At 73.7% G+C, this 23,975-nt stretch carries 24 protein-coding genes; 13 read left to right on the top strand and 11 right to left on the bottom strand.

Annotated features, from left to right (window positions below):
- A partial coding sequence (locus IE294_RS37140; protein ID WP_189893564.1) for a maltotransferase domain-containing protein occupies positions 1–586 on the bottom strand: 586 nt, incomplete at its 3' end.
- A 109-nt stretch (positions 587–695) separates the two neighbouring features.
- Positions 696–995, bottom strand: a complete 300-nt coding sequence (locus IE294_RS37135; protein WP_189893562.1) for a DUF5133 domain-containing protein — start codon at positions 993–995, stop codon at positions 696–698.
- A gap of 304 nt (positions 996–1,299) precedes the next feature.
- On the opposite strand from IE294_RS37135, the gene IE294_RS37130 reads away from it, so the two are divergent.
- Together IE294_RS37130 and glgX are read left to right on the top strand one after the other, a co-directional pair.
- Positions 1,300–1,812, top strand: coding sequence for a pep a2 (locus tag IE294_RS37130; RefSeq protein WP_189893560.1), 513 nt, complete (start codon positions 1,300–1,302; stop codon positions 1,810–1,812).
- Positions 1,809–3,953 carry a glycogen debranching protein GlgX gene (glgX, locus tag IE294_RS37125; protein WP_189893558.1) on the top strand — a complete coding sequence of 715 codons (2,145 nt, stop codon included), beginning with the start codon at positions 1,809–1,811 and terminating at the stop codon, positions 3,951–3,953. Before IE294_RS37130 ends, glgX begins: the two co-directional genes overlap by 4 nt.
- Before the next feature lie 72 nt (positions 3,954–4,025).
- Here the strand turns inward: glgX and IE294_RS37120 are convergent, their stop codons facing one another.
- Positions 4,026–4,835, bottom strand: a complete 810-nt coding sequence (locus tag IE294_RS37120) for a VOC family protein (RefSeq protein ID WP_189893555.1) — start codon at positions 4,833–4,835, stop codon at positions 4,026–4,028.
- A 128-nt stretch (positions 4,836–4,963) separates the two neighbouring features.
- On the opposite strand from IE294_RS37120, the gene IE294_RS37115 reads away from it, so the two are divergent.
- Positions 4,964–5,278 carry an ANTAR domain-containing protein gene (locus IE294_RS37115; RefSeq protein ID WP_103816627.1) on the top strand — a complete coding sequence of 105 codons (315 nt, stop codon included), beginning with the start codon at positions 4,964–4,966 and terminating at the stop codon, positions 5,276–5,278.
- 52 nt (positions 5,279–5,330) lie between these two features.
- Here IE294_RS37115 and IE294_RS37110 read toward each other — a convergent pair whose 3' ends face one another.
- Complete coding sequence (locus IE294_RS37110; RefSeq protein ID WP_189893553.1) at positions 5,331–6,128, bottom strand: RNA polymerase sigma factor SigF; 798 nt, start codon at positions 6,126–6,128, stop codon at positions 5,331–5,333.
- A gap of 283 nt (positions 6,129–6,411) precedes the next feature.
- On the opposite strand from IE294_RS37110, the gene IE294_RS37105 reads away from it, so the two are divergent.
- The 4 genes from IE294_RS37105 to IE294_RS37090 all read left to right on the top strand — a co-directional run bounded on the left by IE294_RS37105 (position 6,412) and on the right by IE294_RS37090 (position 9,424).
- Entirely contained in the window at positions 6,412–6,867 is a 456-nt protein-coding gene (locus IE294_RS37105; protein ID WP_189815313.1) for a MarR family winged helix-turn-helix transcriptional regulator, read from the top strand.
- 182 nt (positions 6,868–7,049) lie between these two features.
- Complete coding sequence (locus IE294_RS37100; RefSeq protein WP_189893580.1) at positions 7,050–7,889, top strand: ABC transporter ATP-binding protein; 840 nt, start codon at positions 7,050–7,052, stop codon at positions 7,887–7,889.
- Positions 7,849–8,709 (top strand): ABC transporter permease, encoded by an 861-nt coding sequence (locus tag IE294_RS37095; RefSeq protein ID WP_189893551.1) that lies wholly within the window; start codon positions 7,849–7,851, stop codon positions 8,707–8,709. The genes IE294_RS37100 and IE294_RS37095 overlap by 41 nt, the downstream gene beginning before the upstream one ends.
- 190 nt (positions 8,710–8,899) lie before the next feature.
- Positions 8,900–9,424, top strand: a complete 525-nt coding sequence (locus IE294_RS37090) for a hypothetical protein (RefSeq protein ID WP_189815311.1) — start codon at positions 8,900–8,902, stop codon at positions 9,422–9,424.
- Between the two features lie 30 nt (positions 9,425–9,454).
- On the opposite strand, the gene hemC is transcribed toward IE294_RS37090, so the two are convergent.
- From hemC to IE294_RS37075, 3 genes are all read right to left on the bottom strand, one after another.
- Positions 9,455–10,390 (bottom strand): hydroxymethylbilane synthase, encoded by a 936-nt coding sequence (gene hemC / locus IE294_RS37085; RefSeq protein WP_189893550.1) that lies wholly within the window; start codon positions 10,388–10,390, stop codon positions 9,455–9,457.
- Between the two features lie 24 nt (positions 10,391–10,414).
- A complete protein-coding gene (locus tag IE294_RS37080) occupies positions 10,415–11,395 on the bottom strand; it encodes an ATP-dependent DNA ligase (RefSeq protein ID WP_189893578.1) in 981 nt (326 codons plus the stop codon).
- Between the two features lie 806 nt (positions 11,396–12,201).
- Positions 12,202–13,671 carry an MFS transporter gene (locus tag IE294_RS37075; protein WP_189893549.1) on the bottom strand — a complete coding sequence of 490 codons (1,470 nt, stop codon included), beginning with the start codon at positions 13,669–13,671 and terminating at the stop codon, positions 12,202–12,204.
- A 295-nt stretch (positions 13,672–13,966) separates the two neighbouring features.
- Here IE294_RS37075 and IE294_RS37070 point away from each other — a divergent pair, with 295 nt between their 5' ends.
- The gene (locus IE294_RS37070; RefSeq protein ID WP_189893548.1) at positions 13,967–14,629 is read left to right on the top strand and encodes a TetR/AcrR family transcriptional regulator; all 663 of its coding nucleotides are present in this window, start codon (positions 13,967–13,969) and stop codon (positions 14,627–14,629) included.
- Between the two features lie 32 nt (positions 14,630–14,661).
- Here IE294_RS37070 and glpK read toward each other — a convergent pair whose 3' ends face one another.
- Both glpK and IE294_RS37060 read right to left on the bottom strand, forming a co-directional pair.
- Entirely contained in the window at positions 14,662–16,176 is a 1,515-nt protein-coding gene (glpK, locus tag IE294_RS37065) for a glycerol kinase GlpK (protein WP_189893547.1), read from the bottom strand.
- Between the two features lie 45 nt (positions 16,177–16,221).
- A complete protein-coding gene (locus IE294_RS37060) occupies positions 16,222–16,989 on the bottom strand; it encodes an IclR family transcriptional regulator (RefSeq protein ID WP_189815306.1) in 768 nt (255 codons plus the stop codon).
- A 183-nt stretch (positions 16,990–17,172) separates the two neighbouring features.
- Between IE294_RS37060 and IE294_RS37055 the strand changes: the two genes are divergently transcribed.
- Complete coding sequence (locus IE294_RS37055) at positions 17,173–17,610, top strand: ATP-binding protein (RefSeq protein ID WP_189893546.1); 438 nt, start codon at positions 17,173–17,175, stop codon at positions 17,608–17,610.
- Between the two features lie 370 nt (positions 17,611–17,980).
- On the opposite strand, the gene IE294_RS37050 is transcribed toward IE294_RS37055, so the two are convergent.
- Positions 17,981–18,811, bottom strand: coding sequence for an EamA family transporter (locus IE294_RS37050; RefSeq protein WP_189893576.1), 831 nt, complete (start codon positions 18,809–18,811; stop codon positions 17,981–17,983).
- A gap of 147 nt (positions 18,812–18,958) precedes the next feature.
- Here IE294_RS37050 and IE294_RS37045 point away from each other — a divergent pair, with 147 nt between their 5' ends.
- From IE294_RS37045 to IE294_RS37030, 4 genes are all read left to right on the top strand, one after another.
- The gene (locus IE294_RS37045; protein WP_189893545.1) at positions 18,959–19,816 is read left to right on the top strand and encodes a LysR family transcriptional regulator; all 858 of its coding nucleotides are present in this window, start codon (positions 18,959–18,961) and stop codon (positions 19,814–19,816) included.
- Between the two features lie 399 nt (positions 19,817–20,215).
- Positions 20,216–20,596: a DoxX family protein gene (locus tag IE294_RS37040; RefSeq protein WP_189815303.1), complete on the top strand. Its 381-nt coding sequence runs from the start codon at positions 20,216–20,218 to the stop codon at positions 20,594–20,596.
- On the top strand, positions 20,593–21,060 hold the full coding sequence (locus IE294_RS37035; protein ID WP_189893544.1) for a peroxiredoxin: 468 nt from the start codon (positions 20,593–20,595) through the stop codon (positions 21,058–21,060). Before IE294_RS37040 ends, IE294_RS37035 begins: the two co-directional genes overlap by 4 nt.
- Before the next feature lie 53 nt (positions 21,061–21,113).
- Positions 21,114–23,444, top strand: a complete 2,331-nt coding sequence (locus IE294_RS37030) for an ATP-binding SpoIIE family protein phosphatase (protein ID WP_189893543.1) — start codon at positions 21,114–21,116, stop codon at positions 23,442–23,444.
- Here the strand turns inward: IE294_RS37030 and IE294_RS37025 are convergent, their stop codons facing one another.
- Positions 23,445–23,879, bottom strand: coding sequence for a cupin domain-containing protein (locus IE294_RS37025; protein ID WP_189893541.1), 435 nt, complete (start codon positions 23,877–23,879; stop codon positions 23,445–23,447).
- Between the last annotated feature and the right edge of the window lie 96 nt (positions 23,880–23,975).

Here is a 23,975-nt window from a genome sequence, read left to right as displayed (position 1 = left end):
CGCGTTCCACGAGCAGCGGCATCGGGTCGGAGGCGGTGACCAACTCCCGCAGCGGGAACCGGGTGAGGACCGACTCCACCTCCGGGGACAGCGCCGCCTTCAGACGGTCGTGCACCGACAGGGAGTCGTCGCCGAGGGCGTGCGCGGCGGCCAGCACCAGGGCGCGCTCGGGACCCTTGGGTACTCCGGCGGCGGCCCGCTCGTACAGCTCGGCGCCCTCCTCCAGGACCAGGCCGGTGTCGATCCCGGCCGGCACCTTCACGGACGCGGTGTGCCGCCACGTCGCCAGCGGATGGCTCCAGGCCTCCACCCGGAAGGTCCAACGGCCCGTCGTGTCCGGGGTGATCTCCGCACCCCAGCGGTCGCTGCCCGGGGACAGCTCCCGCATCGGCGTCCAGGGGCCCCGGCGGCCCTGGGGATCACGCAGGACCACGTTCGCCCCCACGGCATCGTGCCCTTCGCGGAACACGGTGGCCGTGACCTCGAAGGTCTCCCCGGCCACCGCTTTCGCCGGGCGCCTGCCGCACTCCACGGCCGGCCGGACGTCACGTACCGGTACACGGCCGATGGCCGGGGTCCTGCGCATGTATCTCACCTCCGCCGTGCGCGGAGCCGGGCACCCGGCCCGGCTCCGCGATCCGAAAGTCGGGCCGGCGCGCGCCGGTCCCGAGAGGAACGCCTTGTACGGTGCCAGGTCAGGGGCTTGGCGCCGTGGAACGCCGCTCCGGCGGCGGCGCTCTTCTGACCGCCCGGCGTGACTTCGGCCGTCCGTCCTGCTCGCGCAGGTAGGTCACCAGGTTCGTACGGAGATAGCGTTCGGCCGCGTCCGCGGCCTCGCGGGCACAGCGTTTGCCCATCAGCACGCACAGCGTGTAACCCGAGTCCTCGAAGGTGGCCCGGACCGTGCGGTCGTGGGGCGAGGCGAGCATGACGCGCTCCCACGCCCGGTAACGCCGCAACTGCCGGGCCACTTCGGCCTTGGCGGGTAGCAGCATGGCCCTCAGCCACCTTCCACGCTCTCGACTGGGCGCGTTCCCGACGGTCGGGTGGCGTCCGCGCACGGGAGGGCGCGGCACCGTTACGGCGATCGAGGCTTTCACTTATGGTGCACGCGCGACGACGCAGCGTCTTGTTGGAGCTTCAACCGTTCGGGGTGTCGGGCCCTCGTGTTGCACGAATGGCGTAGCGGGCTCACCGTGGAGGTGACTCAGAAGCGATCAGCGCTCACGCTATGTGTCCGGGATCCCTCCCGGACAGGGCAAGGGGAGCGAGAGCTTCGCCGGTGAGGAGCAAGCGACGATGAAGACCGCAGTGCCCTGCTACTACCACCTCGACGTGGAAGTCAGCCCGGAACGGGTGGGACAGGTCAGCCGCATCCTGGCCGCCCACCTCCGCCACTGGGACCTCGACAACCTCGTGGCCCCCGTCTGCCGCGGCGCCGAACTGCTGCTGCGGGCGATCGACGAGCACGCGACGGACAAACACACCTCGATCGAGATGTGGTGGAACGGCCAGCACCTCATCACCGCCTTCGGTGACGACGACCCGGATCTGCGCCCGGACCAGGACCTGCGGTCCTGCCTCGCGGACATCGCCGCGATGAGCGACGGCTGGGGCTGCTGCGCCTCGGACACCGGCAGCAAGATCATCTGGTTCTCGCAGCGCGCCCGCGCCGGCCAGCGCGTCCCGCTGGTGCCCACCGCCCCCGCGCCGACGCTGCGGGAGGGCCGCACGGTGCCCCGCGAGGAGCCGGTGGCCGTGCTCACCGCGCCGGCGCCCGCCGGTGACGATGCCCTGGAGGGCAGCCGGTGACCGCCCGAAAGCGCCGCAAAGGGGTGCCCGTGTGGAGCGGGCACCCCTACCCGTTGGGTGCCGCCTTCGACGGGCAGGGCACCAACTTCGCCCTGTTCAGCGAGGTCGCCGAGCACGTGGAACTGATCCTCGTCGACGACGCCGGCGCCGCCACTGCTGTCCCGCTGCAAGAGGTCGACGGCTTCGTGTGGCACGCGTACCTGCCCGGCGTCGGCCCCGGCCAGCGCTACGGCTACCGGGTGCGCGGCCCCTGGCAGCCGGCGCTCGGCCACCGCTGCAACCCGGCCAAGCTGCTGCTCGACCCGTACGCCCGCGCCGTGGACGGCCAGATCGACAACCACCCCTCCCTGTACGAGCGCGCCCCGGACGGACCCGCCCCGGCCGACAGCGCCGGCCACTCCATGCTGGGCGTGGTCACCGACCCGTTCTTCGACTGGGGCGACGACCGCCCGCCCCGGACGCCGTACGCGGACTCGGTGATCTACGAGGCCCATGTGCGCGGCCTGACCATGACCCACCCGGACGTCCCGGAACGGCTGCGCGGCACCTACGCCGGCCTCGCCCACCCCGCGGTGACCGAGCACCTCACCTCGCTGGGGGTGACCGCCGTCGAACTGATGCCGGTGCACCAGTTCGTCCAGGACGGCGTGCTCCAGGACCGCGGCCTGTCCAACTACTGGGGCTACAACACCATCGGCTTCTTCGCCCCGCACAACGCCTACGCCGCCTTCGGCACCCGCGGCCAGCAGGTCAACGAGTTCAAGGCCATGGTGAAGGCGCTGCACGCGGCCGGCCTCGAAGTCATCCTCGACGTGGTCTACAACCACACCGCCGAGGGCAACGAACGGGGCCCCACGCTGTCCTTCCGGGGCATCGACAACGCCTCCTACTACCGTCTGGTCGACGGCGACTGGGCCCACTACTACGACACCACCGGCACCGGCAACAGCCTGCTGATGCGGCACCCCTACGTGCTCCAGCTGATCATGGACTCGCTGCGGTACTGGGTCACGGAGATGCACGTCGACGGCTTCCGCTTCGACCTCGCGGCCACGCTGGCCCGGCAGTTCCACGAGGTGGACCGGCTCTCGGCGTTCTTCGACCTGATCCAGCAGGACCCCGTCATCAGCCGGGTCAAGCTCATCGCCGAGCCCTGGGACGTCGGCGAGGGCGGCTACCAGGTGGGCAACTTCCCGCCGCTGTGGTCGGAGTGGAACGGCAAGTACCGGGACGCCGTACGGGACTTCTGGCGGGCCGAGCCCGGCTCGCTCGGCGAGTTCGCCTCCCGGCTCACCGGCTCCTCCGACCTCTACCAGCACAGCCGGCGCCGGCCGCGCGCGAGCGTCAACTTCGTCACCGCGCACGACGGTTTCACCCTGCGCGACCTGGTGTCGTACAACGACAAGCACAACGAGGCGAACGGCGAGGAGAACCGGGACGGCGAGAGCCACAACCGGTCCTGGAACTGCGGGGCGGAGGGCGAGACCGACGACCCGGCCGTGCTCGAACTGCGGGCCCGCCAGCAGCGCAACCTGCTGGCCACGCTGCTGCTCTCGCAGGGCATCCCGATGCTCTGCCACGGCGACGAACTCGGCCGCACCCAGCGGGGCAACAACAACGCCTACTGCCAGGACAACGAGATCTCCTGGGTGGACTGGGACCTGGCCGACGAGCAGCACGCCCTCGCCGAGTTCACCCGGCGACTGATCGCGCTGCGCGCCGCGCACCCGGTGCTGCGCCGGCGCCGCTTCTTCCGCGGCGAGACCGCGACCCACGCCAAGCAGCCGCTGCCCGACCTGATGTGGCTGCGGCCCGACGCCCGGGAGATGACCGACCGCGACTGGCAGCGCGGGGACGCGCACACGGTCGGGGTCTTCCTCAACGGGGACGCCATCGCCGAACGCGACTCCTACGGCCGCCGCATGGTCGACGACTCCTTCCTGCTGTTCGTCAACGGCTACTGGGAGCCGGTCGTCTTCCGCCTGCCCGACGACTCCTTCGGCGAGCGCTGGACCACCCTGATCGACACCGCCGACCCCGAGGGCGACCCCGACGAACGCGAACGGAAGGCGGGCACGAAGCTGCGCGTCGAGGCGCGCAGCCTGGTCCTGCTGTCGCGCCCCTCGCGTGCCGCCGGCTAGGCGGCCAGGGGACCGAGACGGAGGCGCCGCACCCCGCCCGGGGGTGCGGCGCCTCCGTCTCGAGCGCCGGCCTCAACGGCTCCGGCGGGACGTCACCGTGAACTGCGCGCCGTCCGGGTCGCGCAGGATCGCCTCGGTGTCCTCCTCGCGCAGCACGCTGCCGCCGTGCTTCTCCGCCGTGCGGGCGCAGCCGGGCACGTCGGCCACCGCGAAGTGGATCTGCCAGTGCGGCCGTACCGAGGGGTCCGGGGCCGCCTCCACCGCGCCCGAGTCGATGCGCGCCACGATGTCGCCCTGGCTGCGCAGCACCACCTCGCCGCCCTCGTACTCGACCTCGCAGCAGCCCGGCTGCCCGGTCGCCCAGTCCAGGACCTCGCCGTAGAAGATCGCGGCGTCGAAGGCGTCCCGGGTGTGCAGCCGGACGAAGGTCGGTGCCGCCTGCCGCCACGCCTCCCAGTTGCCGACCAGTTCGCCCTGCCAGATCCCGAACGTGGCCCCGTCCCGGTCGGCGAGCAGTGCCGCCCGGCCCGGCGGGAAGGACAGCGGTCCGACCGCCGACGTGCCGCCGCGCTCCCGGACCCGGGACACGGCCACGTCCGCGTCCGGTACGGCGAAGTACGGCGTCCAGGCCACCGCCATCTGCCACATGGAGGCGACGGCGGCGATCCCGGCCACCGGGACCCCGTTCGCCAGGGCGATACGGAAGTGCTCGCCGAGCTTGGCGCTGCGCCAGCGCCAGCCGAGGACGGCCGCGTAGAAGTCCTGGGTGGCCTGGAGATCGCGGCTGGTCAGGCTCACCCAGCACGGTGCGCCGAAGACGGAGTGGGTGGAGACGACCCTTGTTCTGCGTGGCTCGCCGCCGGTGCGGGTGTCGTGGTTCATGGCAGTCGCGTCCTGCTCTCGGGGCCGGGCGGCCACCGGTCTGACACCAGTGTCCGACCGGAAGCGGGTGGGCTGCCTGTCGAGTACCCCGGGTGGCGGGGGTGCAGGCCCCTGCGCACGATGGAGGGATGGGAGAGATCGAGCCGGACCGGATCGCCGCGCTACAGGCGGAGGTCGACCAGCTGAAGGAGGCCATGACCTCCCACGCGGTGATCGACCAGGCGATCGGGATGGTCGTGGCCCTCGGCCGGGTGACCCCGGACCAGGGATGGCAGGTGCTGAAGGAGGTCTCCCAGCACACCAACATCAAGCTGCGCAACATCGCGGAGCTGATCCTGATCTGGGGGCGGCGCGGCGACATCCCGGCCGAGATCAGGGCCGAGCTGGAGGACGCGCTGGACCGGTACGGCCCCACCCAGGTGCCCGGGTCCGAGGGGCAGTAGGCTCCCGGGCGCCGAAGGAACGGGGGCTCCCGGGAGCCGGGGGAACAGGGACTCAGCGGGCCCGGGCCTCCGCGAGCAGTTCGTCGCGCAGCCGGTCGAAGCAGCCGCTGAGCAGCCGCGAGACGTGCATCTGCGAGATACCGAGCTGCTGGGCGATCCGGCTCTGCGTCATACCGCCGAAGAACCGCAGGTAGAGGATGGTGCGCTCACGCTCCGGCAGCGCCTCCAGACACGGCTTGACCGCGGCCCGGTCCACGACGAGGTCGAACCCCGGGTCGGGGCCGCCCAGGGAGTCGCCCAGCGCGTAGCCGTCCGTGCCGGCCACCTCGGCGTCCAGGGACAGCGCGGAGAAGCACTCCAGCGCCTCCATCCCGGTGCGCACCTCGTCCTCGCTGAGCCGCGTGAGCGCGGCGATCTCGGCGACGGTGGGCGCCCGGCCCGGCGTCGTCTGCGCCAGCTCCTTGGTGGCGGCACGGACCCGGTTGCGCAGGTCCTGCACCCGGCGCGGCACATGCAGGGTCCACATGTGGTCGCGGAAGTGGCGCTTGATCTCCCCGGTGATGGTGGGCACCGCGTAGGCCTCGAAGGCCCGGCCGCGGTCGGGATCGTAGTGGTCGACGGCCTTGACCAGGCCCAGCGCGGCCACCTGGTACAGGTCCTCCAGGGCCTCGCCCCGGCCGCGGAACCGCACGGCGATCCGCTCGGCCATGGGCAGCCACAACCGGACGAGCTCGTCCCGCAGCGCCCGGCGCTCGGGACCGTCGGGCAGCCCGGCGAGCCGCTCGAAAGCGGCGCTGGTGTCCGGGGCGTCGTCGTGTGGATGGGGTTTCGTGCTGCCAGTGACACGCATCGCGCGCACCTCTCTCAACAGGTGCTGGATGACAGACACCGTGGGAGGTGCGCTCGGACCATGGATAGGACACCGGGGCGTCCGGCGAGGGCCGGCTCCCACGGACGTGCCTCCTGTCCGAAGCACTGGTGTGCCCATTCCCGCTAGGGGGCATCTCAAAACAAATAAGTGCATACAGGGCTATTCGGACGAAGCGTTCTTGACCCCCCTCGGGGAGCCCTTGGAGAGCCCTTCGGAAGCCCTTGGGGAGCATTACCTCTGTAGCAGAGGTAATCTCCGAAGCGTGGACGCCGACACCTTTCCGGAGCAACTGGCCGACGCGCTGGTGCGCATCCAGCGGCTGATCCGGCGCCGGCTGCGCGGCGGGCTCACCGCGCCCCGGCTGCGCGGCGCCGAGGTCGAACTGCTGCGGCTGGTCGAGTCCCGCCCCGGCATCGGCGTCTCGGACGCGGCCCGTCGGCTGCACCTGGCCGGGAACTCCGTCTCGACCCTGGTCAACCAGCTCGTCCGGGACGGCTATCTGGTCCGTGAGACCGACCCGGCCGACCGGCGGGCCGCCCGGCTGCTGCTGACCGGGGCCGCCGAGCAGCGGCTCGCGGACTGGCAGCGCCGCCGGGCCGAACTGGTCGGCCGGCACGTCTCCCGGCTCGGCGAGGCCGACCGCGAGGCCCTGCGCGCGGCCCTGCCGGCCCTGCGCAGGCTGGCCGTCATGCTGCACGAGGAGGCCGAGGAAACATGACGAGCGACAAGCCTGACGGATCCGGGACGGGGGGCACGCCCGACGCCGCCGGTACGGCTGAGACCCCCGGCACGGCCGGTGCCCCCGCCGGTGCCCCGGTGGCCTCGGAGGGCCCTGGGGCCTTCGAGGGTGGTCCGGCCGGTCCGGCCGAGGGCGTACCCGGTGCCGTCGGGGCTTCCTCCGTGGCCGCGGACCGTGTCCGGGTCGAAGCCGTGTCCTGCACCGGGCTCGCCCATGCCTTCGGCGAGACCCGCGCCGTCGACGGGCTCGACCTGGCCGTCCGGGAGGGCGAGGTGTTCGGGCTGCTGGGCCCCAACGGAGCCGGCAAGACCACCGCCATCCGCTGCATCACCACACTGCTTCCCGTCCCGGCCGGCATGGTCCGCGTCTTCGGACATGACGCCGCCAAGGAACGGATGGCGGTGCGCCGGCTGCTCGGCTACGTCCCGCAGCAGCTGTCCGCCGACAGCGCACTCACCGGCCGGGAGAACGTCGCCCTGTTCGCCCGGGTCTTCGACGTGCCGCGCCGCGAGCGCGCCGCACGCGTCACCCAGGCCCTCGCCGCCGTCGGCCTCGCCGACGCCGCCGACCGGCTGGCCGGGACCTACTCCGGCGGCATGGTCCGCCGCCTGGAACTCGCCCAGGCCCTGGTCAGCGCACCCCGGCTGCTGATCCTGGACGAGCCCACGATCGGCCTGGACCCGATCGCCCGCACCGGCGTCTGGGAGCACATCAACGCCGTACGCGCCGCCACCGGCATGACCGTCCTGGTCACCACCCACTACATGGACGAGGCCGACCAGTACTGCGACCGGGTCGGCCTCATGCACCGCGGCCGGGTCCGCGCCCTCGGCACCCCGGCGGCACTGCGCCACGGCCTCGCCGAGCGGCGGGGCGCCGACCGCCTGCCCACGCTGGAGGACGTCTTCCGCGACGTCGCCGGCAGTGGCCTCGACGACCACTCCGGAGGAGGTTTCCGCGATGTCCGAAGCACCCGCCGCACCGCGCACCGCGTCGGCTGACGGCACCCCCGGAGACGGCATCGCCCTGCTGCTCACCCCGCCCGTGCCGCGCGCGGGCTGGCGCGTCCTGCCCGCCCGGGTGATCGCCATGTGCGCCGTCGAGCTCCAGAAGCTGCGCCACGACCGGACCGAGCTGTACACCCGTGCGGTCCAGCCCGCCCTGTGGCTGCTGATCTTCGGCCAGACCTTCACCCGGATCCGGGCGATACCCACGGGTGGGGTCCCGTACATCGACTACCTGGCGCCCGGCATCATCGCCCAGTCGGCGATGTTCATCGCGATCTTCTACGGCATCCAGATCATCTGGGAGCGGGACGCGGGCATCCTGAACAAGCTGCTCGTCACCCCGACCCCGCGCTCGGCCCTGATCACCGGCAAGGCCTTCGCGGCCGGGGTGAAGTCGCTGGTCCAGGCGGTCGTCGTGATCGTGATCGCCGCACTGCTCGGCGTCGCCCTCACCTGGAACCCGCTCAAGCTGCTCGGCGTCGCCCTCGCGGTGGTCCTCGCCTCCGTGTTCTTCTCCTGCCTGTCGATGACCATCGCGGGGATCGTGCTCAGCCGCGACCGGCTGATGGGCTTCGGGCAGGCGATCACCATGCCGCTGTTCTTCGGCTCCAACGCCCTCTACCCCGCGTCCGTGATGCCGGGCTGGCTCCAGGCGGTCAGCAAGGTCAACCCGCTGAGCTATCAAGTGGACGCCCTGCGGGGCCTGCTGCTCGGTACGCCCGCGCATCTCGCCGCCGACTTCGGGGTGCTGGCGGTGGCCGCCGCGGCGGGCATCACCGCGGCCTCCGCACTGCTCGGCCGGCTGGCCCGCTGATCTTGCCGCGGACGTGATGTGCGGCACGCGCGCGTACCCGGCCGCGAGGCGCCGCGAACGGATTCTTCCTGCGCAGCGCTTGATCACCGATCAAAGCGGGTGAATCCCCTGGCCACAGCGCATTACGCGCATTTGACAGTGCGCTGAGCGCACAGATAGACAGCAGCTCTCGAAGGTCGAGAGGGGCACTGTGTACGAGCCGAACGTGGTCGGGGACTGGCAGGAGTACGAGGAGCATGCCGGTCTGCGGGTCCGCGTCCACCGCCTGGAGCCGGCCGAGCCGCCGCGCGGACGGGACGACGCCGCCGCCGGGCTGACGTACTTCAGCGTCCGGGTGACCGTGGAGAACCGCGGCGCGCGGCACTACGGCATCCACCTGGAGGACGGTCAGATCGACGTCCGCGTCGGTCCGGACGGCGAGGGCGCCTTCATCGACTGGCGCAACTCCCAGTTCATCGAGGGCTTCGACGTCTACCCGCTGCGCCGGGCCACCGCCGTCCTCTACGCCGCCGCGCCCGAGGCCGCCCTCACGCACGTGGACGTGCAGGTGCAGCTGCGGGTGGAGGACGAGTGGGCCGACCGCCGGCTGTGGGCGGGCGGCATCGGCATCGTGGAGCCGGCCGCGCCGGCCGCACCCGCCGGCACCGGTCAGGGCAGCCTGGCCCACCAGGTCAGCGCGTTCCTGAGGGACCAGACCGAGCCCGGTTCCGCCTGACGAGCACCCGCGCGGGGCGTCGTACGACGCTCAGTGCGGGATGCCGTCGATGATCTCGCGCGCGCCCTGCCGCAGCAGCGCCACCGCGACCGAGGTGCCGAGGGTGGCCGGATCGAGCCGGCCCGCCCACTCGTGGGCGTTCAGCCGGGTCTTGCCGTCCGGGGTGAAGACACAGGCCCGCAGGGAGAGTTCGCCGCTCAGGTCCACCCGCGCGTACCCGGCGATGGGGCTGTTGCAGTGGCCCTGCAACACGTGCAGGAACATCCGTTCGGCCGTCGCCTCCCGGTGGGTGGCCGGGTCGCTGAGCCCGCTGACCGCGTCGATCAGCTCGCTGTCGTCCTCCCGGCACTGCAACGCGAGGATGCCCGCGCCGATCGGCGGCATCATCGTCTCCGGGTTCAGCACCTCGCTGATCACGTCCGTCCGCCCGATGCGCTCCAGGCCGGACACCGCCAGCAGCAGCGCGTCCGCCTCGCCGGCGGCCAGCTTCTCCAGCCGGCGGTTGGCGTTGCCCCGGAAGGGCACGCACTCCAGGTGCGGGTGGGTGGCGGCCAGTTGGGCGATGCGACGCACCGCGGAGGTGCCGATCCGGGTGCCGGCCGGCAGCTCGTCCAGGGTGAGCCCGTCCGGGTGTACCAGCGCGTCCCGGATGTCGTCCCGCTTCAGGAACGCGGCGAACACCGTCCCGGCCGGCAGCGGCCGGTCGGCGGGCACGTCCTTGACGCAGTGCACCGCGAGATCCGCCTCCCCGGCCAGCAGGGCGGCGTCCACCTCCTTGGTGAACGCCCCCTTGCCCTCGACCTGGGACAGATCGCCGAGCCACTTGTCACCGGTGGTCTTCACCGGTACGACCGCGGTGCGCACGCCCGGGTGCAGCACCGCCAACTCGGCGCGGACCCGTTCGACTTGGGCCAGGGCCATGGGCGAGTCGCGGGAGACGATTCGGATCAGTTCGGGAACCGGCATGCGGACACGATAGACCCACCGGCCTCAGCCGGATTCCCCGGGCAGGTCGGCCGCCGACTCCTGCGGGGTGAGATCCGGGCGCAGCCGCAGCCAGGAGGGCTGGCGCAGCATGCCGTTGCGGGTACGGGTGCTGTAGCTGACCTCGCCCACCAGCCGGGGCAGCACCCAGCGGGCGCCGGGCACCCGCGGCACGGGCTCGAAGGGGCACCGGTCGCTCGCCGTGTCCCGCAGCAGGTCCGCCAGCCGGACGCGCTCGGCCTCGCTCCAGCCGGTGCCCACCCCGCCGACGTACCGCAGCCGGCCCTCCGGGTCGCGCTGGCCGGCCAGCACCGCGCCGGGCAGTCCGGTCAGCCGCCCCTTGCCGGGCAGCCAGCCGCCGACGATCACGTCCTCGGCCCGCATGTTCCGGATCTTGATCCAGGCGCGGGAGCGCACGCCGGGTTCGTACACCGAGTCCAGCCGCTTGCACACCAGGCCCTCCAGGCCGTGTGCCCTGGTCGCCGCGAGTGCCTCGGCGCCGTGCCCGGTCACCGCTCCCGGCGTCGACCAGTACGGCCCCGCGAGCCCCAGTTCCTCCAGCCGCGCCCGCCGCCGGACGTACGGCAGTCGTACCAGGGACTCCTCCAGATGGGGCACGTCGAACAGCACCAGGTGCACCGGGACCTGCGCGGCCCGGCGCGCCGCCCGCGCGGGGGCGTGCGCGAGGCCCATCCGGCTCTGGAGGAGCTGGAAGTCGGCCCGGCCCCGCGCGTCCAGGGCCAGCACCTCCCCGTCCAGCACCGCGGGGGTGGTGCCCAGCGCCCCGCCGAGCGGCCGGAGCTCGGGGTAGGCACCGGTGATGTCCTCGCCCGAGCGGGCACGCAGCAGCACACTTCCGTCGCCGGGCAGGTACACCATCACCCGCTGGCCGTCCTGCTTGGTCTCGTACGCCCACCGCGCGTCCTGCGCGGCGGGCGGCAGGCTGCCGGGCGTCGCGAGCATGGGCGGAATGAGCGGCAGGGGCACGGCGGTCACGGCAGAGATCTCGACCACCCCCGACGCCGTCACGCCCCTTTCCCACCGGGTTCCCCTGAACGGTCCCGCGACGGACACGGACACGGGCACGGGCACTGGCGCACGCCGGCCGGGCTGGAGCGGCACGGGGCGGGGCCGGCGTGGGGCGTGGCGGCGAGGACGGACCGTGGCCGGTGTGGGGCGCTCGGGGCTGCCGGTGGGGACGGACTGTGCGCGGGCGCCGGGTCGGTGCGGGGGGCTACGGGGCGCTGGGCGGGCGCCGTGTGTTGCGGGTGCCGGCTGGGCGCGGAGGCTGGGCCGACGCCGTGGGGGAGTGGTGGCCGGGATGGGCCGGCGCGCCGTACCGGGCCCGCCTGACACCGACCCGTTGCCGCCTGGGTGGGCGGCCACGGCACCGGACCGGCCCGGTGCGGCGGGAGGAACCACCGAGGGCCGTCCCGGACGGGGCAGCCGGCGGGCCGACGAGTCCCCTCAGCTGACCCGTTCCGGCGGCAGGGTCCGCTCGGTCGCCCCGCCCGGCCGGCCGAGTGCTGCTCGGGCGCCCCTTTTCCGGCGGCGGAGGTCCGTTCGGTCGGGCGACCCGTTCCGGCGGCAGGGGCCCCTCAGCCGCCCCCCTCGGCCGGTGGCGCCCCGCCCAGGCGACCTGTTGCGGCGGGAGGGTCCGCTCGGTCGCCCCGCCCGGCCGGCCGAGTGCTGCTCGGGCGCCCCTTTTCCGGCGGCGGAGGTCCGTTCGGTCGGGCGACCCGTTCCGGCGGCAGGGGCCCCTCAGCCGCCCCCCTCGGCCGGTGGCGCCCCGCTCAGGCGACCCGTTCGGTCGTCGGTTCCGGGGTCGGGGTCGGGGCCGGGGTGTCGGGGCGGTGGCGGGGGAGGAAGGAGGCGAGGACGAAGGCGAGGGCCGCCGCACCCGCGCCGAGTGCCATGACCGCCTTGAAGCCGTTCTCGGACGGCAGCGCGTGGCCGCCGAGGCTGATCGTCAGCTGGGCCAGGATCACGCCCGCGACCGCGCTGGCCACCGACGTGCCGATGGACCGCATCAGCGTGTTGAGGCTGTTCGCGGCGGCCGTCTCCGACGCCGGGACCGCGCCCATGATCAGCGCGGGCATGGCGCCGTAGGCGAAGCCGACACCCGCGCCGATGACGCAGGAGACCAGGACCAGGTGCCAGACCTCGCTCATCAGCACGATGTTGAGCGCGTACCCGGCGGCGACGATGACCGCTCCGATCATGAGGGTGATCTTCGGCCCCCGGGACTTGGTGATCATGGCGGAGACCGGGGCCATGGCCATCATCACCAGGCCCTGCGGCGCCATCACCAGACCGACGGTGAGCATGGACCTGCCGAGGCCGTAGCCGGTCTGGGTCGGCAGCTGGAGGAGCTGCGGCAGGACCAGGGACATCGCGAACATCGAGAAGCCGAACGCGATGGAGGCCAGGTTGGTGAACAGCACCTGGCGGCGGACGGTGGTGCGCAGGTCGACCAGCGGCTGCGCGGTGCGCAGCTCGAAGAGGCCCCAGCCCAGCAGGACGACGACGGCGAGCGCGAGCAGGCCCAGCGTGGTGCCGCTGCCCCAGCCCCAGTCGGCGCCCTTGGAGATGGCCAGCAGCAGGGAGACCAGGCCGACGGCCATGCCCAGCGCACCGGCCACGTCGAAGCGCCCACCCGTACGCACACGCGACTCCGGCACCAGGCCCAGCACGCACACGAACGCGACGACGCCGAGGCTCGCGGAGGTCCAGAACAGCACGTGCCAGTCGAAGTGGTCGGCGATGAAGGCCGCCGCGGGCAGCCCGAGCGCGCCGCCGACGCCCAGCGAGGCGCTCATCAGCGCGGTCGAACCGGCCAGCTTCTCCGGCGGCAGCTCGTCGCGCATGATGCTGATGCCCAGCGGGACCACGGCGGCGGCGAGCCCCTGGAGCGCACGGCCGACGATCATCGGGACGAGCGTGTCGCTGAGCGCGCACACCACCGAGCCGGCCACCAGCAGCACGAGGCTGACCATCAGCAGGCGCCGCTTGCCGAACATGTCGCCGAGCCGGCCGGCCACCGGGGTGGCGACGGCGGCGGCCAGCAGCGTGGCCGTGACCGCCCAGGCGGCGTCGGACGCCGAGGCGTGCAGATAGCCGGGCAGCTCCGGGACGATCGGGATCACCAGGGTCTGCATCAGCGACACGGTGATACCGGCCAGGGCCAGCACCGCGACCACGGCACCCGGCCGTGCCGGAGCGGAACGGCCGGCCTCGGCGGGCCGGGCGGGGGCGTCGGACATAGGAGGACCTTCCAGGGAACAAGAAACAGGGAACAAAAAACAGGGAACAGGGGACAGCGGGGCGGGGAACGAGGGCGAGCCGAAGGACCGGACGGGGTGACCGGGGCTTCGTTTAAGTCAACTGCTTGACTTACTGTAGCGGCATGGAGCGGCGGCCCGCGGGGGCCCGTCCCCGCCGGTGCGGGCGGGCCCGTAGGCTGCCCTCGCTGGACCTCGCCGCCCCGGTCGAGGACCTGGGACGGAGCGCGGGACGGGCCGGCCCAGGGCGGTGCGCAGTCCCGGAGCGGTGGTGAGCATGGCGCGCAGGACGGCGCGGGCCGAGCAGGTGAGCGCGACCCGGGAGGCGATCCTGATCGCGGCGGAGCGGCTGTTCGCCGAGCACGGCGTGTACGCCGTCTCCAACCGCCAGGTCAGCGAGGCCGCGGGACAGGGCAACAACGCCGCGGTCGGCTACCACTTCGGCACGAAGGCCGACCTGGTCCGCGCGGTCGCCCGGCGGCACGCCGAGCACATCGAGACACTGCGGGAGCGGGCCCTGGCGGCGGCCGGTGACTCCACGGACGTACGCGACTGGGTCGACTGCCTGGTCCGGCCGGTGACCGAGCACCTGGCGAGCCTCGGCAGCCCCACCTGGTACGCCCGGTTCTGCGCCCAGGTCATGACCGACCCGGCCCTGCACGAGATCATGGTCGAGGAGTCCTTGGCCTCGCCGGCGCTGCGCGAGGCGGTCGAGGGCCTGAACCGCACCCTCGGGGAGCTGCCGCCCGAGGTGCGCGCCGAGCGCGGCCAGATGGTCCGGCTGCTGATCCTGCACACCTGCGCCGAGCGGGAGCGGGCCCTGGCGGAGGGCACCCCGACCCCGCGCGCCACCTGGGACGAGGTGGCCACGGGCCTCGCGGACGCGATCGTGGGCCTGTGGCTGGCCCCCGTGGGCACCGCCCGGACCGCGAGCCGCTGAACCCGGGCGGCGGGCCGGGGCCGCCGCCCGCGTCAGGAGGACCGGGGTGGCCGGACCCAGTCCAGGGAGCGCTCGACGGCCCGCAGCCAGTTGTCGTACTCCGCCTCCCGCCGCTCGGGGTCCATGGCGGGCAGCCACTGGCCGGCCTTGTGCCAGTTGCGGCGCAGCACCTCCAGGTCGGGCCAGTAGCCGGCGGCGAGCCCAGCCGCGTAGGCGGCGCCCAGCGAGACCGTCTCGGCGACCATCGGCCGTACCACCGGCACGTCGAGCACGTCGGCCACGAACTGCATGAGCAGGTTGTCCGCGGTCATGCCCCCGTCCACCTTGAGCTGCTGGAGGGCGACCGAGGAGTCGGCGTTCATGGCGTCGACGACCTCCCGGGTCTGCCACCCGGTGGCCTCCAGGACGGCCCGCGCCAGGTGTCCCTTGGTGATGTACGAGGTGAGCCCGACGATGACCCCGCGCGCGTCGCTGCGCCAGCGCGGCGCGAACAGGCCCGAGAAGGCCGGGACGATGTAGCAGCCGCCGTTGTCCTCGACCGTCCGGGCGAGGGTCTCGATCTCCGGCGCGCTGCTGATCAGTCCCAGACGGTCACGGAACCACTGGACGAGCGCGCCGGTGACGGCGATCGACCCTTCCAGGGCGTAGGCAGGCTGCTGGTCCCCGATCTTGTAGGCGACCGTCGTGAGGAGCCCGTGCCGGGACCGCACCAGGTCGGCCCCGGTGTTGAGCAGCAGGAAACTGCCCGTTCCGTAGGTGCACTTGGCATCGCCCGGGGAGAAGCAGGTCTGGCCGAACAGGGCGGCCTGCTGGTCGCCGAGCGCGGCCGTGATGGAGACGCCCGGCAGCAGTGAGCGGGCCTCGCCGTACGGCTCGGCGGACGACCTGATCTCGGGCAGCATCGAGCGGGGCACCCGGAAGAAGTCCAGCAGCTCGTCGTCCCAGGCGAGCTCGCGGATGTTCATCAGCATCGTGCGGCTGGCGTTGGTGACGTCGGTGATGTGCAGACCGCCGTCGGTTCCGCCGGTGAGGTTCCAGATCAGCCAGCTCTCCATCGTGCCGAACAGCACCTCGCCGTCCCGGGCGCGCTGTTCGACCCCCTTGACGTGGTCGAACAGCCACCGGATGCGCAGCGCGGAGAAGTAGGTCGACGGCGGCAGGCCGCACCGGTCGAGGAAGAACGCCTCCCCGGGGTCTTCTCCGAGGGCGTCGACGAGCGGCGCCGTGCGGGTGTCCTGCCAGACCAGTGCCCGGCCGAGCGGCGCGCCGGTCCGCCGGTCCCAGAGCACCGTCGTCTCCCGCTGGTTGGCCAGGCCGATCGCCGCGATCTGGCCCTGGTCCACCCCGGCGTCCGACAGGGCCTCGGGCACCACGCGCCGCAGGTTCTGCCAGATCTCGACGGCGTCGTGCTCGACCCATCCGGGCTTCGGGAAGTGCTGCTGGTGCTCCTTCTGCGCGACCGAGACCAGCCGCCCACGGTGGTCGAACAGGATGCAGCGGGTCGAGTTGGTGCCCTGATCGACGGACATCACGTACCGTTCCACCATGATCGGGTCTGTCCTTCCGACGGATCGAGGGGCGGCTGTCCCGGCCTACCAGCGGGCGGCTCCCAGGTCCCTGGAGATCGCCCGCGCGGCTTCCCGGATCAGGCTGACCAGATGCGGGCGGGGCCGTCCCTGGCTGTCGCAGATCCGCTCCACCGGCCCGGACAGCCCGATGGCGCCGACGACGAGCCCGCCGTGCCCCCGGATGGGCGCCGAGAGCCCGGCCTCGCCCATGCTCATCTCCTGGATCTCGGCGGCCCAGCCGAGCTCCCTGACCTCGGCGAGCGCCCGGGCGAGCCGCTCGGGATCGACCAGTGTGTGCCGGGTGTACGCCTCCAGCCCCGGTGGCCGGACCGGCTCGACGGTCGCGGTCCCGAAGGCCAGCAGGACCTTGCCGAGGGAGGAGGCGTGCAGGGGCAGCAGCGCGCCCACGTCCAGGGTCTGGAAGGTGTCGTCCGGCCGGAACACGTGGTGGACGATGAGGACGCTGCCCTCCAGGGGGGTCCCGAGGCGCACCGCCTCCCCACTGCGGGCGGCCAGGGCGTCGGCCCAGTTCAGGGAGCGCGAGCGCAGTTCGTTGACGTCGAGGTAGCTGGTGCCGAGGTGCAGCAGGGCGGCTCCGAGCTGGTACTTCCCGGTGGTCGCGTCCTGCTCCACGAAGTCGACGTGCTGGAGCGTGCGCAGGATGCCGTGGGCGGTGCCCTTCGCCAGCCCGAGCGACGCCGCCACCTCGCCGAGACCGAGTCGGCGGGGGCCGCCGGCGAGCAGACGCAGGATCGCCGCCGCCCTTTCGATCGACTGGACTGGGCCGGCCATGAAGCGAGCCTATTACCGCTGCGGAACCTTCGCCGCGCGGACGGGACACGGGTCCCGGGCCGGTGCGTTCGGTAATGCCGACCGCCGTTCATTGACCAGCCCGATTTGTCTCCCTAGGTTTCCTTGAAGTCCGGCAAGGCGTCGACTCACGCGCCCGGCCGGCCCACACCATCGGGAGAGAACATGGCGGCACAGCTCAATACGCTGCTACGGGCGGCGGCACACGAACTCGTGTGTCCGGTGCCGCCCGCCCCCGGCGCCGTCTCGGCCGTGCGCCGGTGCGCGGCGGCGGCCCTCGCCGACTGGAACGTGTCCGAGGAGATCGTCGAGGACGCGCTGCTGGTGGTGTCGGAGCTTGTCACCAACGCGATCATCCACGCCCGGCCCCCGGCTGAGCTGCGGCTGTCCTGGGAGCCGGGCGACGGCGGCGGCACGCTGCGCGTGGAGGTCACCGACACGGGACCCGCGCGCCCGGCGGGGCAGCGGCTCGGCTGGCTGGACCCGGACGAACACGGCCGGGGCGAGGCGATCGTGCACGCCCTGGCGACACGTCACGGCATACGGGTCCGCCGTGGCGGGGTCACCCGGTGGGCGGAGCTCGTCGCGGTCCGCGGCGTCTGAGGCGCGGCCCGCGGTCCGGCCGGCACGGAGACCGGCTCCCCGCGCGGACGTCCTCCGCGGCGGGAGGAGCGCGGCGTCGTGCAGCCGCCCGCCCGGCCACCTGGTCCGAGCGAGGCCGGGATCAGGGGGTGGCCGCTCGGTCGTAGGGCCCGTGCGTATGGGGGACGCCTCCTGAGGGGCGGGGCCCCCGGCCCCACGCGCGGCCACGATCGGACCGGGGCCAGGCCGCCACCCCGATGGGCCCGGCACCGGTGTGCCGCCGGACCGGTCCACCGCTTGTCGCGCGGGTGCTCGCGGCCGGTGCAGGTGGTGCCGCTGTAGGTGTCGCCGAAGCCCCTCCTCCCTCCCCCCGGCACGGCGCGGGCGTCGGTCAGGTACGTGCCGTGCCGGGCCGGTGCCGCGTGGCGAGGCTCAAGGCGTTGGCCGTCACCACCGCGCCGATGCCCGCCCACTCCACGGCGCCGAGGCCCTGGTCCAGGATCACCCGGCCGACCACGGCCGCCAGGACCGGGTTGACGCTCATGAACAGGCCGAATGTCTGTGCCGGTACGCGGCGCAGCGTGAGCAGGTCGCTCAGGTACGGCACGGCGGAGGAGAGGACCCCGGCGGCGACGGCGCACAGCACGGCCCCGGCTGTCGGCGGCCGGCCGATCACTACGGCGATGCCGACGGGAAGGAAGGCCAGGGCGGACACGGCCGAGGCCGCCGCCGCGCCCTGCGCCCCGGGGATGCGCCGCCCGACGACCCGGTTGAGCAGGATGTACGACGCCCAGCAGCACGCGGCGGCCAGGCCGAGGGCCATGCCGGTGTAGTCGGCGGACGCGCGCGGACGCATCAGGACCACGACCCCGGCCCCGGCCAGCACCGCGCACCCGGCGTCCAGCCGCCGCCGGGACGCGGCGAGCGCGACGGTGAGCGGTCCCAGGAACTCCAGGGTCACGGCGAGGCCCAGCCCGATCCGGTCGACGGCGCTGTACAGGCTGAGGTTCATCGTGCCGAACACCCCGCCCAGCAGCAGCACCGGCCACCACTGCGGCCAGCCGAACCCGCGCAGCCGGGGGCGGGCCACGGCGAGCAGGACGAGCGCGGCGACGTACTGCCGTACCGCCACCACGCCGAGGGGACCGAGGACGGGGAAGGCGAGCGCGCCGACGGCGGCGCCGGTCTGGTTGGACAGCCCGCTGCCGGCCATGGCGGCCACTGCGGCCAGCGGCCGGGGCGAGGGCGCGGACGTGGTCAGGGGCCCGGCGGCGACGGGGTGTTCGAGAGCTGATCCCATGCCCGGGATCGTGCGCGCGGGGCACGCTTGCGCAAAATGCATGCGTCTTTCGATCTATACGCTGAGCGTATGCAGGACATCGATCTGCGCCAGTTGCGTTGTCTCGTGGCCATCGTGGACGAAGGTACGTTCACGGACGCGGCGATCGCCCTGGGCGTCTCCCAGGCCGCCGTCTCCCGCGCCGTCGCCTCCCTCGAACGCGCCCTGGGCGTACGGCTCCTGAGGCGCACCTCCCGCGAGGTGACCCCCACCGCCACCGGCGTGCGCGTGGTGGCCCAGGCCCGGCGCGTCCTCGCCGACGTCTCCGACCTGGTCCGGGAGGCCACCTCGGGGCACACCCGGCTGCGCGTCGGCTACGCGTGGTCGGCGCTGGGCCGCCACACGGTCGCCTTCCAGCGGCGCTGGAGCGCGGCCCACCGCGACACCGACCTGCACCTGGTCCGCGTCAACTCGCCCTCCGCCGGGCTCGCCGAGGGCGCCTGCGACCTCGCCGTCGTCCGCAGACCGCTGGACGACCGGCGCTTCGGCACCGCCCTCGTCGGGCTGGAGCGGCGGCTGTGCGCGCTCGCCGCCGACGACCCGCTCGCCCGGCGCCGCTCCGTGCGGCTGGCCGACCTCGCCGACCGGCTCCTGCTGGTGGACCGCCGTACCGGCACGGCCACCCCCGACCTGTGGCCGCCGGACTCCCGGCCGGCCACCGAGGAGACCCACGACGTCGACGACTGGCTCACCGTCATCGCCGCCGGACGCGGGATCGGGGTGACCGCCGAGTCCACCGCGCACCAGTACCCGAGGCCCGGGATCGTCTACCGGCCGGTGCGCGACGCCGAGCCCGTCGCCGTCCGGCTGGCCTGGTGGCGCGACGATCCGCACCCGGCCCTCCAGGTGGTGCTGGAGCTGCTCACCGAGCTCTACCGGGCCGGATGAGCCGGGACGCCGGGGCCGAGTCCTTGCAGACGAAATTGTTGGCAATCTTGTCTGGCTGGATTTGGGTTCGACAGGCACTCACTCAGGGAGGGCACGTGCCGAAGGAAGCCCGTCCGACCACCGGAGGGCAGGCCAGACAGCACGCGCTCGCGCAGCTGCGGGGTCGTACCACCGCGCCCGCACGGCACGCCCTGACCCGCGGTCCTTCCGGGCATGCCCCGGCGGCGGGTCCTCACCGTCGCCGGGGCGGGCCGGCGGCCCGGTGCGTGTCCGGTGCGGAGCGGTCACCTCCGCTCCCGCCGTCGGCCGAGTGCGCAACCCGTGTCCGTCTGCCGGGAACGGCCACGCCCGCGCCTACCGTCGAGTAATATCCGGCGGCAGGACACCAAAGGAGGTACCGTGCCCCGGTCCCCACGCTCACCCCTGCTGCTCGCCGGTCTGCTGGCGACCGCCGGAGTGGCCCACTTCGCCGTTCCACGGCAGTTCGACGCGACCGTGCCCCGTGCGCTACCGGGCTCGCCCAGGGCCTGGACGTACGGGAGCGGGGCCGTCGAGCTGGCCCTCGCGGCCGGGATCGCGGCGCCCCGCACCCGCGCGCTCGCCGCGAAGGCGGCAGCCGCCTTCTTCGTCGGCGTGTTCCCGGCCAACGTCCAGATGGCCGTGGACTGGCGTCACCGGCCCGCGCCACTCAGGGCGGCGGCCCTCACCCGGCTGCCCCTCCAGGTGCCGCTGGTGCTGTGGGCGCGTGCGGTCGCCCGGGGCGGGGAGGCGCGGTCATGACCGAGCGCGTCGAGATCGGGGCCAAGGCCGAGGACTTCGCCCTGCCCGACGAGACCGGCACCACCCGCCGGCTCAGCGAGCTGCTGGCCGACGGCCCGGTCGTCCTCTTCTTCTACCCCGCCGCCCTCACCCCCGGCTGCACCGCCGAGGCCTGCCACTTCCGCGACCTCGCCGCCGAGTTCGCCGCCGTCGGCGCCCGGCCCGTCGGGATCAGCGGAGACCCTGTCGACAAGCAGCAGGAGTTCGCCGGCCGGCACCGTCTCGGGATGCCCCTGCTCTCCGACGCCGACGGCACGGTCCGCGAGCGGTTCGGCGTCAAGCGAGGCTTCTCCCTGGCACCGACCAAGCGGGTCACCTTCGTGATCGCCGAGGACCGTACCGTCCTGGAGGTCGTCCGCAGCGAACTGCGCATGAACACCCACGCCGACCGGGCCCTCGCCGCCCTCCGCGCCCACCGGGGCTGAAGCGGACACCCCGCCGCTTGATGCGCCGGGACAATCGGATCATTCTGGGGCGTATGAAAGATGTCGCCGCCGTGGCGGTCATCGACGCGCACGGCACGGTGACCGGATGGACCGAGGGAGCGGAGCTGCTCACCGGCCACCCGGCCGACGAGGTCGTGGGCCGACCCGCCACGGACCTGCTGGCCGAGGATGTCCCCGGCGACATCCTCACCGGCCCCGCCGGCCCGGTCGCCCTGCGCCACCACGACGGCCACCGCCTCGTGCTGCCCCTGACCGTCTGCCCGCTCACCGGCGCCGCCGGACAGCCCGCCGGCTACGTCGTCACGGCCCTGCCCCCGGGCACCACCCTGGCCGCCCGGGCCTTCGAGCAGGCGTCCATGTCCATGTCGGTGTTCGACCTCCGCCAGCGCTACCTGCGCGTCAACGCCGCCGCCTGCCATGCGATGGGCGTCCCCGAGGAAGCGCTGCTCGGCCGGTTCTTCCCGGACACCGTCGCGGACACCGAGCACAGCCGTGGCTTCCTGGCCCAGCTGCGCGAGGTCGCCGGGACCGGTCGGCCGGTCCGCTACGAGAGCTACACCGACGCCCCCGCCCTCGACCAGGAGCAGGCATGGAGCATCGAGATGTGGCCGGTGCGCGACGCCTCCGGCGAACCGGCCGCGGTCGCGCTCGCCGCGTCCGACAGCAGCGAGCAGTACTGGGCCCGGCGCCGCCTCGCCCTGCTGAACGAGGCCGCGACCCGCGTCGGCACCACCCTGGACGTGATCGGCACCGCCGAGGAGATGATCGCGGTGCTGGTCCCGCAGTACGCGGACTTCGCCAGCGTCGACCTGCTCGACTGGGTGCTCGGCGCCGACGAACCGCCGACGCTGCCGGACGGCGGGGTCGTCCTGCGCCGCGTCGCCCACGGCTCCCACCACCCCGGCCACCCCGCGGCGGCCCTGTACCTCGGCGAGACCGACGTCTACCAGCCGACCTCCCCGCCCGCCCGCGCGCTGCACGAGAGCCGCGCGGTGCTCAGCCAGGCCGGCGAGCCCGAGTTCGTCCAGTGGGTGGCGGAACGCAACGCACGCTCGCCCGGGGGCCGCCCCTTCCGGCAGGGCGCCCACTCCATGATCGCGGTGCCGCTCCGGGCCCGCGGCACCACGCTGGGCGTCGCGGTCTGCGTCCGCATCGGCCACCCCGACGACTACGGCCCCGACGACGCCGTCTTCGCGGAGGAACTCGCCAGCCGCGCCGCCGTCTGCATCGACAACGCCCGCCGCTTCACCCGCGAACGCGCCACCGCTCTCACCCTCCAGCACAGCCTGCTCCCGCGCGGCCTGCCCGGGCAGGCCGCGGTCGACGTCGCCCACCGCTACCTGCCGAGCGGATCCCTGGCCGGCATCGGCGGCGACTGGTTCGACGTCATCCCGCTCTCCGGCGGCCGGGTCGGCCTGGTCGTGGGCGACGTGGTCGGCCACGGCATCCAGTCCTCCGCCACCATGGGCCGGCTGCGCACGGCCGTCCGCACCCTCGCCGACGTCGACCTGCCGCCCGACGAACTCCTCACCCACCTCGACGACCTGGTCACCCACCTCGCCGCCGACGACAGCGGGGAAGAGGTCGCCGAACTCGGCGCGACCTGCCTGTACGCCGTCTACGACCCGGTCTCCCGCCGGCTCGCCCTGGCCGCCGCCGGCCACCCCGCCCCGGCCGTCGTCCTGCCCGGCGGCACCGCGGAGTTCCTCCCCGTCACCGCCGGGCCACCGCTCGGCGTCGGCGGACTGCCGTTCGAGGCGACGGAACGGGAACTGCCCGAGGGCTCGGTCGTCGCCCTCTACACCGACGGCCTGATCGAGGACCGCGAGCGCGACCTGGACGGCGCCACCGAGGAACTGCGGCGCGCCCTCACCGCACCCGCCGCCTCCCTCGAAGCCCTCGCCGACAACGTCCTGAAGGCCGTCCTGCCCGACCAGCCCGGCGACGACGTCGCCCTGCTCCTCGTGCGCACCCGGGCCCTGGGCGCCGACCGGGTCGCCACCTGGGACGTGCCGCCCGACCCCGCCCAGGTCGCCGTCCTGCGGCAGGCGGCCAGCGGGCAACTGACCGCCTGGGGGCTGGCGGAGACCGCCTTCGTCACCGAACTCGTCGTCAGCGAACTCGTCACCAACGCCATCCGCTACGGCGAACCGCCCATCCAGCTCCGGCTGATCCGCGACCGCGCTCTCATCTGCGAGGTCTCCGACGCCAGTTCCACCTCCCCGCACCTGCGCCGGGCGCACGCCTACGACGAGGGCGGCCGGGGACTGCTGCTCGTGGCCCAGCTCACCCAGCGCTGGGGCAGCCGGCAGACCGGCGCCGGCAAGACCATCTGGGCCGAACAGCCGCTGCCCGGGGACTGATCAGTGGAACGCGCAGCCGGGGTTCGGCGCGTCCTGCGAGAACGGGGAGCCGTGCGGCAGCACGTACAGCACGTCGAGGACGAGCGGCGTGTCCCCCAGGTTGCGGCCGATGTGTACGTGGTCGCTGCCGGACGGCTCCCGGATCGTCGCGCCCGTCCGGTACACGCCGTCCGAGCCGCACGTGGCGTCGAAGTGGCTGAGGGTGCCCTGCTCGACGACGCCGTACAGCGGGCCGTCGTGGTAGTGCCAGCCGGTGCTCTGGCCGGGCGGGACCGTGATCTCCCGCAGGGTGTAGTCGGTGCCGTCGACGGTGGTCTGCGCGAGGATCCGGGCCGTCACACCGGGCCCGGCCGGGGTCGCCCCGGCGGGGCCGCAGAGCGCGAGGGCGGCGGCGGTCACCACGCCGGCGACGGCGGTACGGAGTGCGGTGCGCATGCGGGGCCTCCAGGGGCGAGGGCGGACACCGCCCGAACATAGAGGCCGAGGAGGCGGGCCGGGGCCGGAACCCGGCGATCCGCATCCTTCCGCCCG

It is taken from the genome of Streptomyces canarius (genome assembly GCF_014650735.1).
In the GTDB taxonomy this organism is placed as follows: domain Bacteria; phylum Actinomycetota; class Actinomycetes; order Streptomycetales; family Streptomycetaceae; genus Streptomyces; species Streptomyces olivaceoviridis.
Note: the sequence above shows the minus strand (reverse complement) of the source record. Positions and strands in the feature narration are given on the sequence as shown.

Excerpts from the sequence above, each read along its gene's own strand:
- IE294_RS37135 (WP_189893562.1), bottom strand. The coding sequence starts at position 995 with ATGCTGCTACCCGCCAAGGCCGAAGTGGCCCGGCAGTTGCGGCGTTAC.
- IE294_RS37130 (WP_189893560.1), top strand. The coding sequence starts at position 1,300 with ATGAAGACCGCAGTGCCCTGCTACTACCACCTCGACGTGGAAGTCAGC.
- IE294_RS37120 (WP_189893555.1), bottom strand. The coding sequence starts at position 4,835 with ATGAACCACGACACCCGCACCGGCGGCGAGCCACGCAGAACAAGGGTC.
- IE294_RS37115 (WP_103816627.1), top strand. The coding sequence starts at position 4,964 with ATGGGAGAGATCGAGCCGGACCGGATCGCCGCGCTACAGGCGGAGGTC.
- IE294_RS37110 (WP_189893553.1), bottom strand. The coding sequence starts at position 6,128 with ATGCGTGTCACTGGCAGCACGAAACCCCATCCACACGACGACGCCCCG.
- IE294_RS37095 (WP_189893551.1), top strand. The coding sequence starts at position 7,849 with ATGTCCGAAGCACCCGCCGCACCGCGCACCGCGTCGGCTGACGGCACC.
- hemC (WP_189893550.1), bottom strand. The coding sequence starts at position 10,390 with ATGCCGGTTCCCGAACTGATCCGAATCGTCTCCCGCGACTCGCCCATG.
- IE294_RS37075 (WP_189893549.1), bottom strand. The coding sequence starts at position 13,671 with ATGTCCGACGCCCCCGCCCGGCCCGCCGAGGCCGGCCGTTCCGCTCCG.
- IE294_RS37070 (WP_189893548.1), top strand. The coding sequence starts at position 13,967 with ATGGCGCGCAGGACGGCGCGGGCCGAGCAGGTGAGCGCGACCCGGGAG.
- glpK (WP_189893547.1), bottom strand. The coding sequence starts at position 16,176 with ATGGTGGAACGGTACGTGATGTCCGTCGATCAGGGCACCAACTCGACC.
- IE294_RS37060 (WP_189815306.1), bottom strand. The coding sequence starts at position 16,989 with ATGGCCGGCCCAGTCCAGTCGATCGAAAGGGCGGCGGCGATCCTGCGT.
- IE294_RS37055 (WP_189893546.1), top strand. The coding sequence starts at position 17,173 with ATGGCGGCACAGCTCAATACGCTGCTACGGGCGGCGGCACACGAACTC.
- IE294_RS37045 (WP_189893545.1), top strand. The coding sequence starts at position 18,959 with ATGCAGGACATCGATCTGCGCCAGTTGCGTTGTCTCGTGGCCATCGTG.
- IE294_RS37035 (WP_189893544.1), top strand. The coding sequence starts at position 20,593 with ATGACCGAGCGCGTCGAGATCGGGGCCAAGGCCGAGGACTTCGCCCTG.
- IE294_RS37030 (WP_189893543.1), top strand. The coding sequence starts at position 21,114 with ATGAAAGATGTCGCCGCCGTGGCGGTCATCGACGCGCACGGCACGGTG.
- IE294_RS37025 (WP_189893541.1), bottom strand. The coding sequence starts at position 23,879 with ATGCGCACCGCACTCCGTACCGCCGTCGCCGGCGTGGTGACCGCCGCC.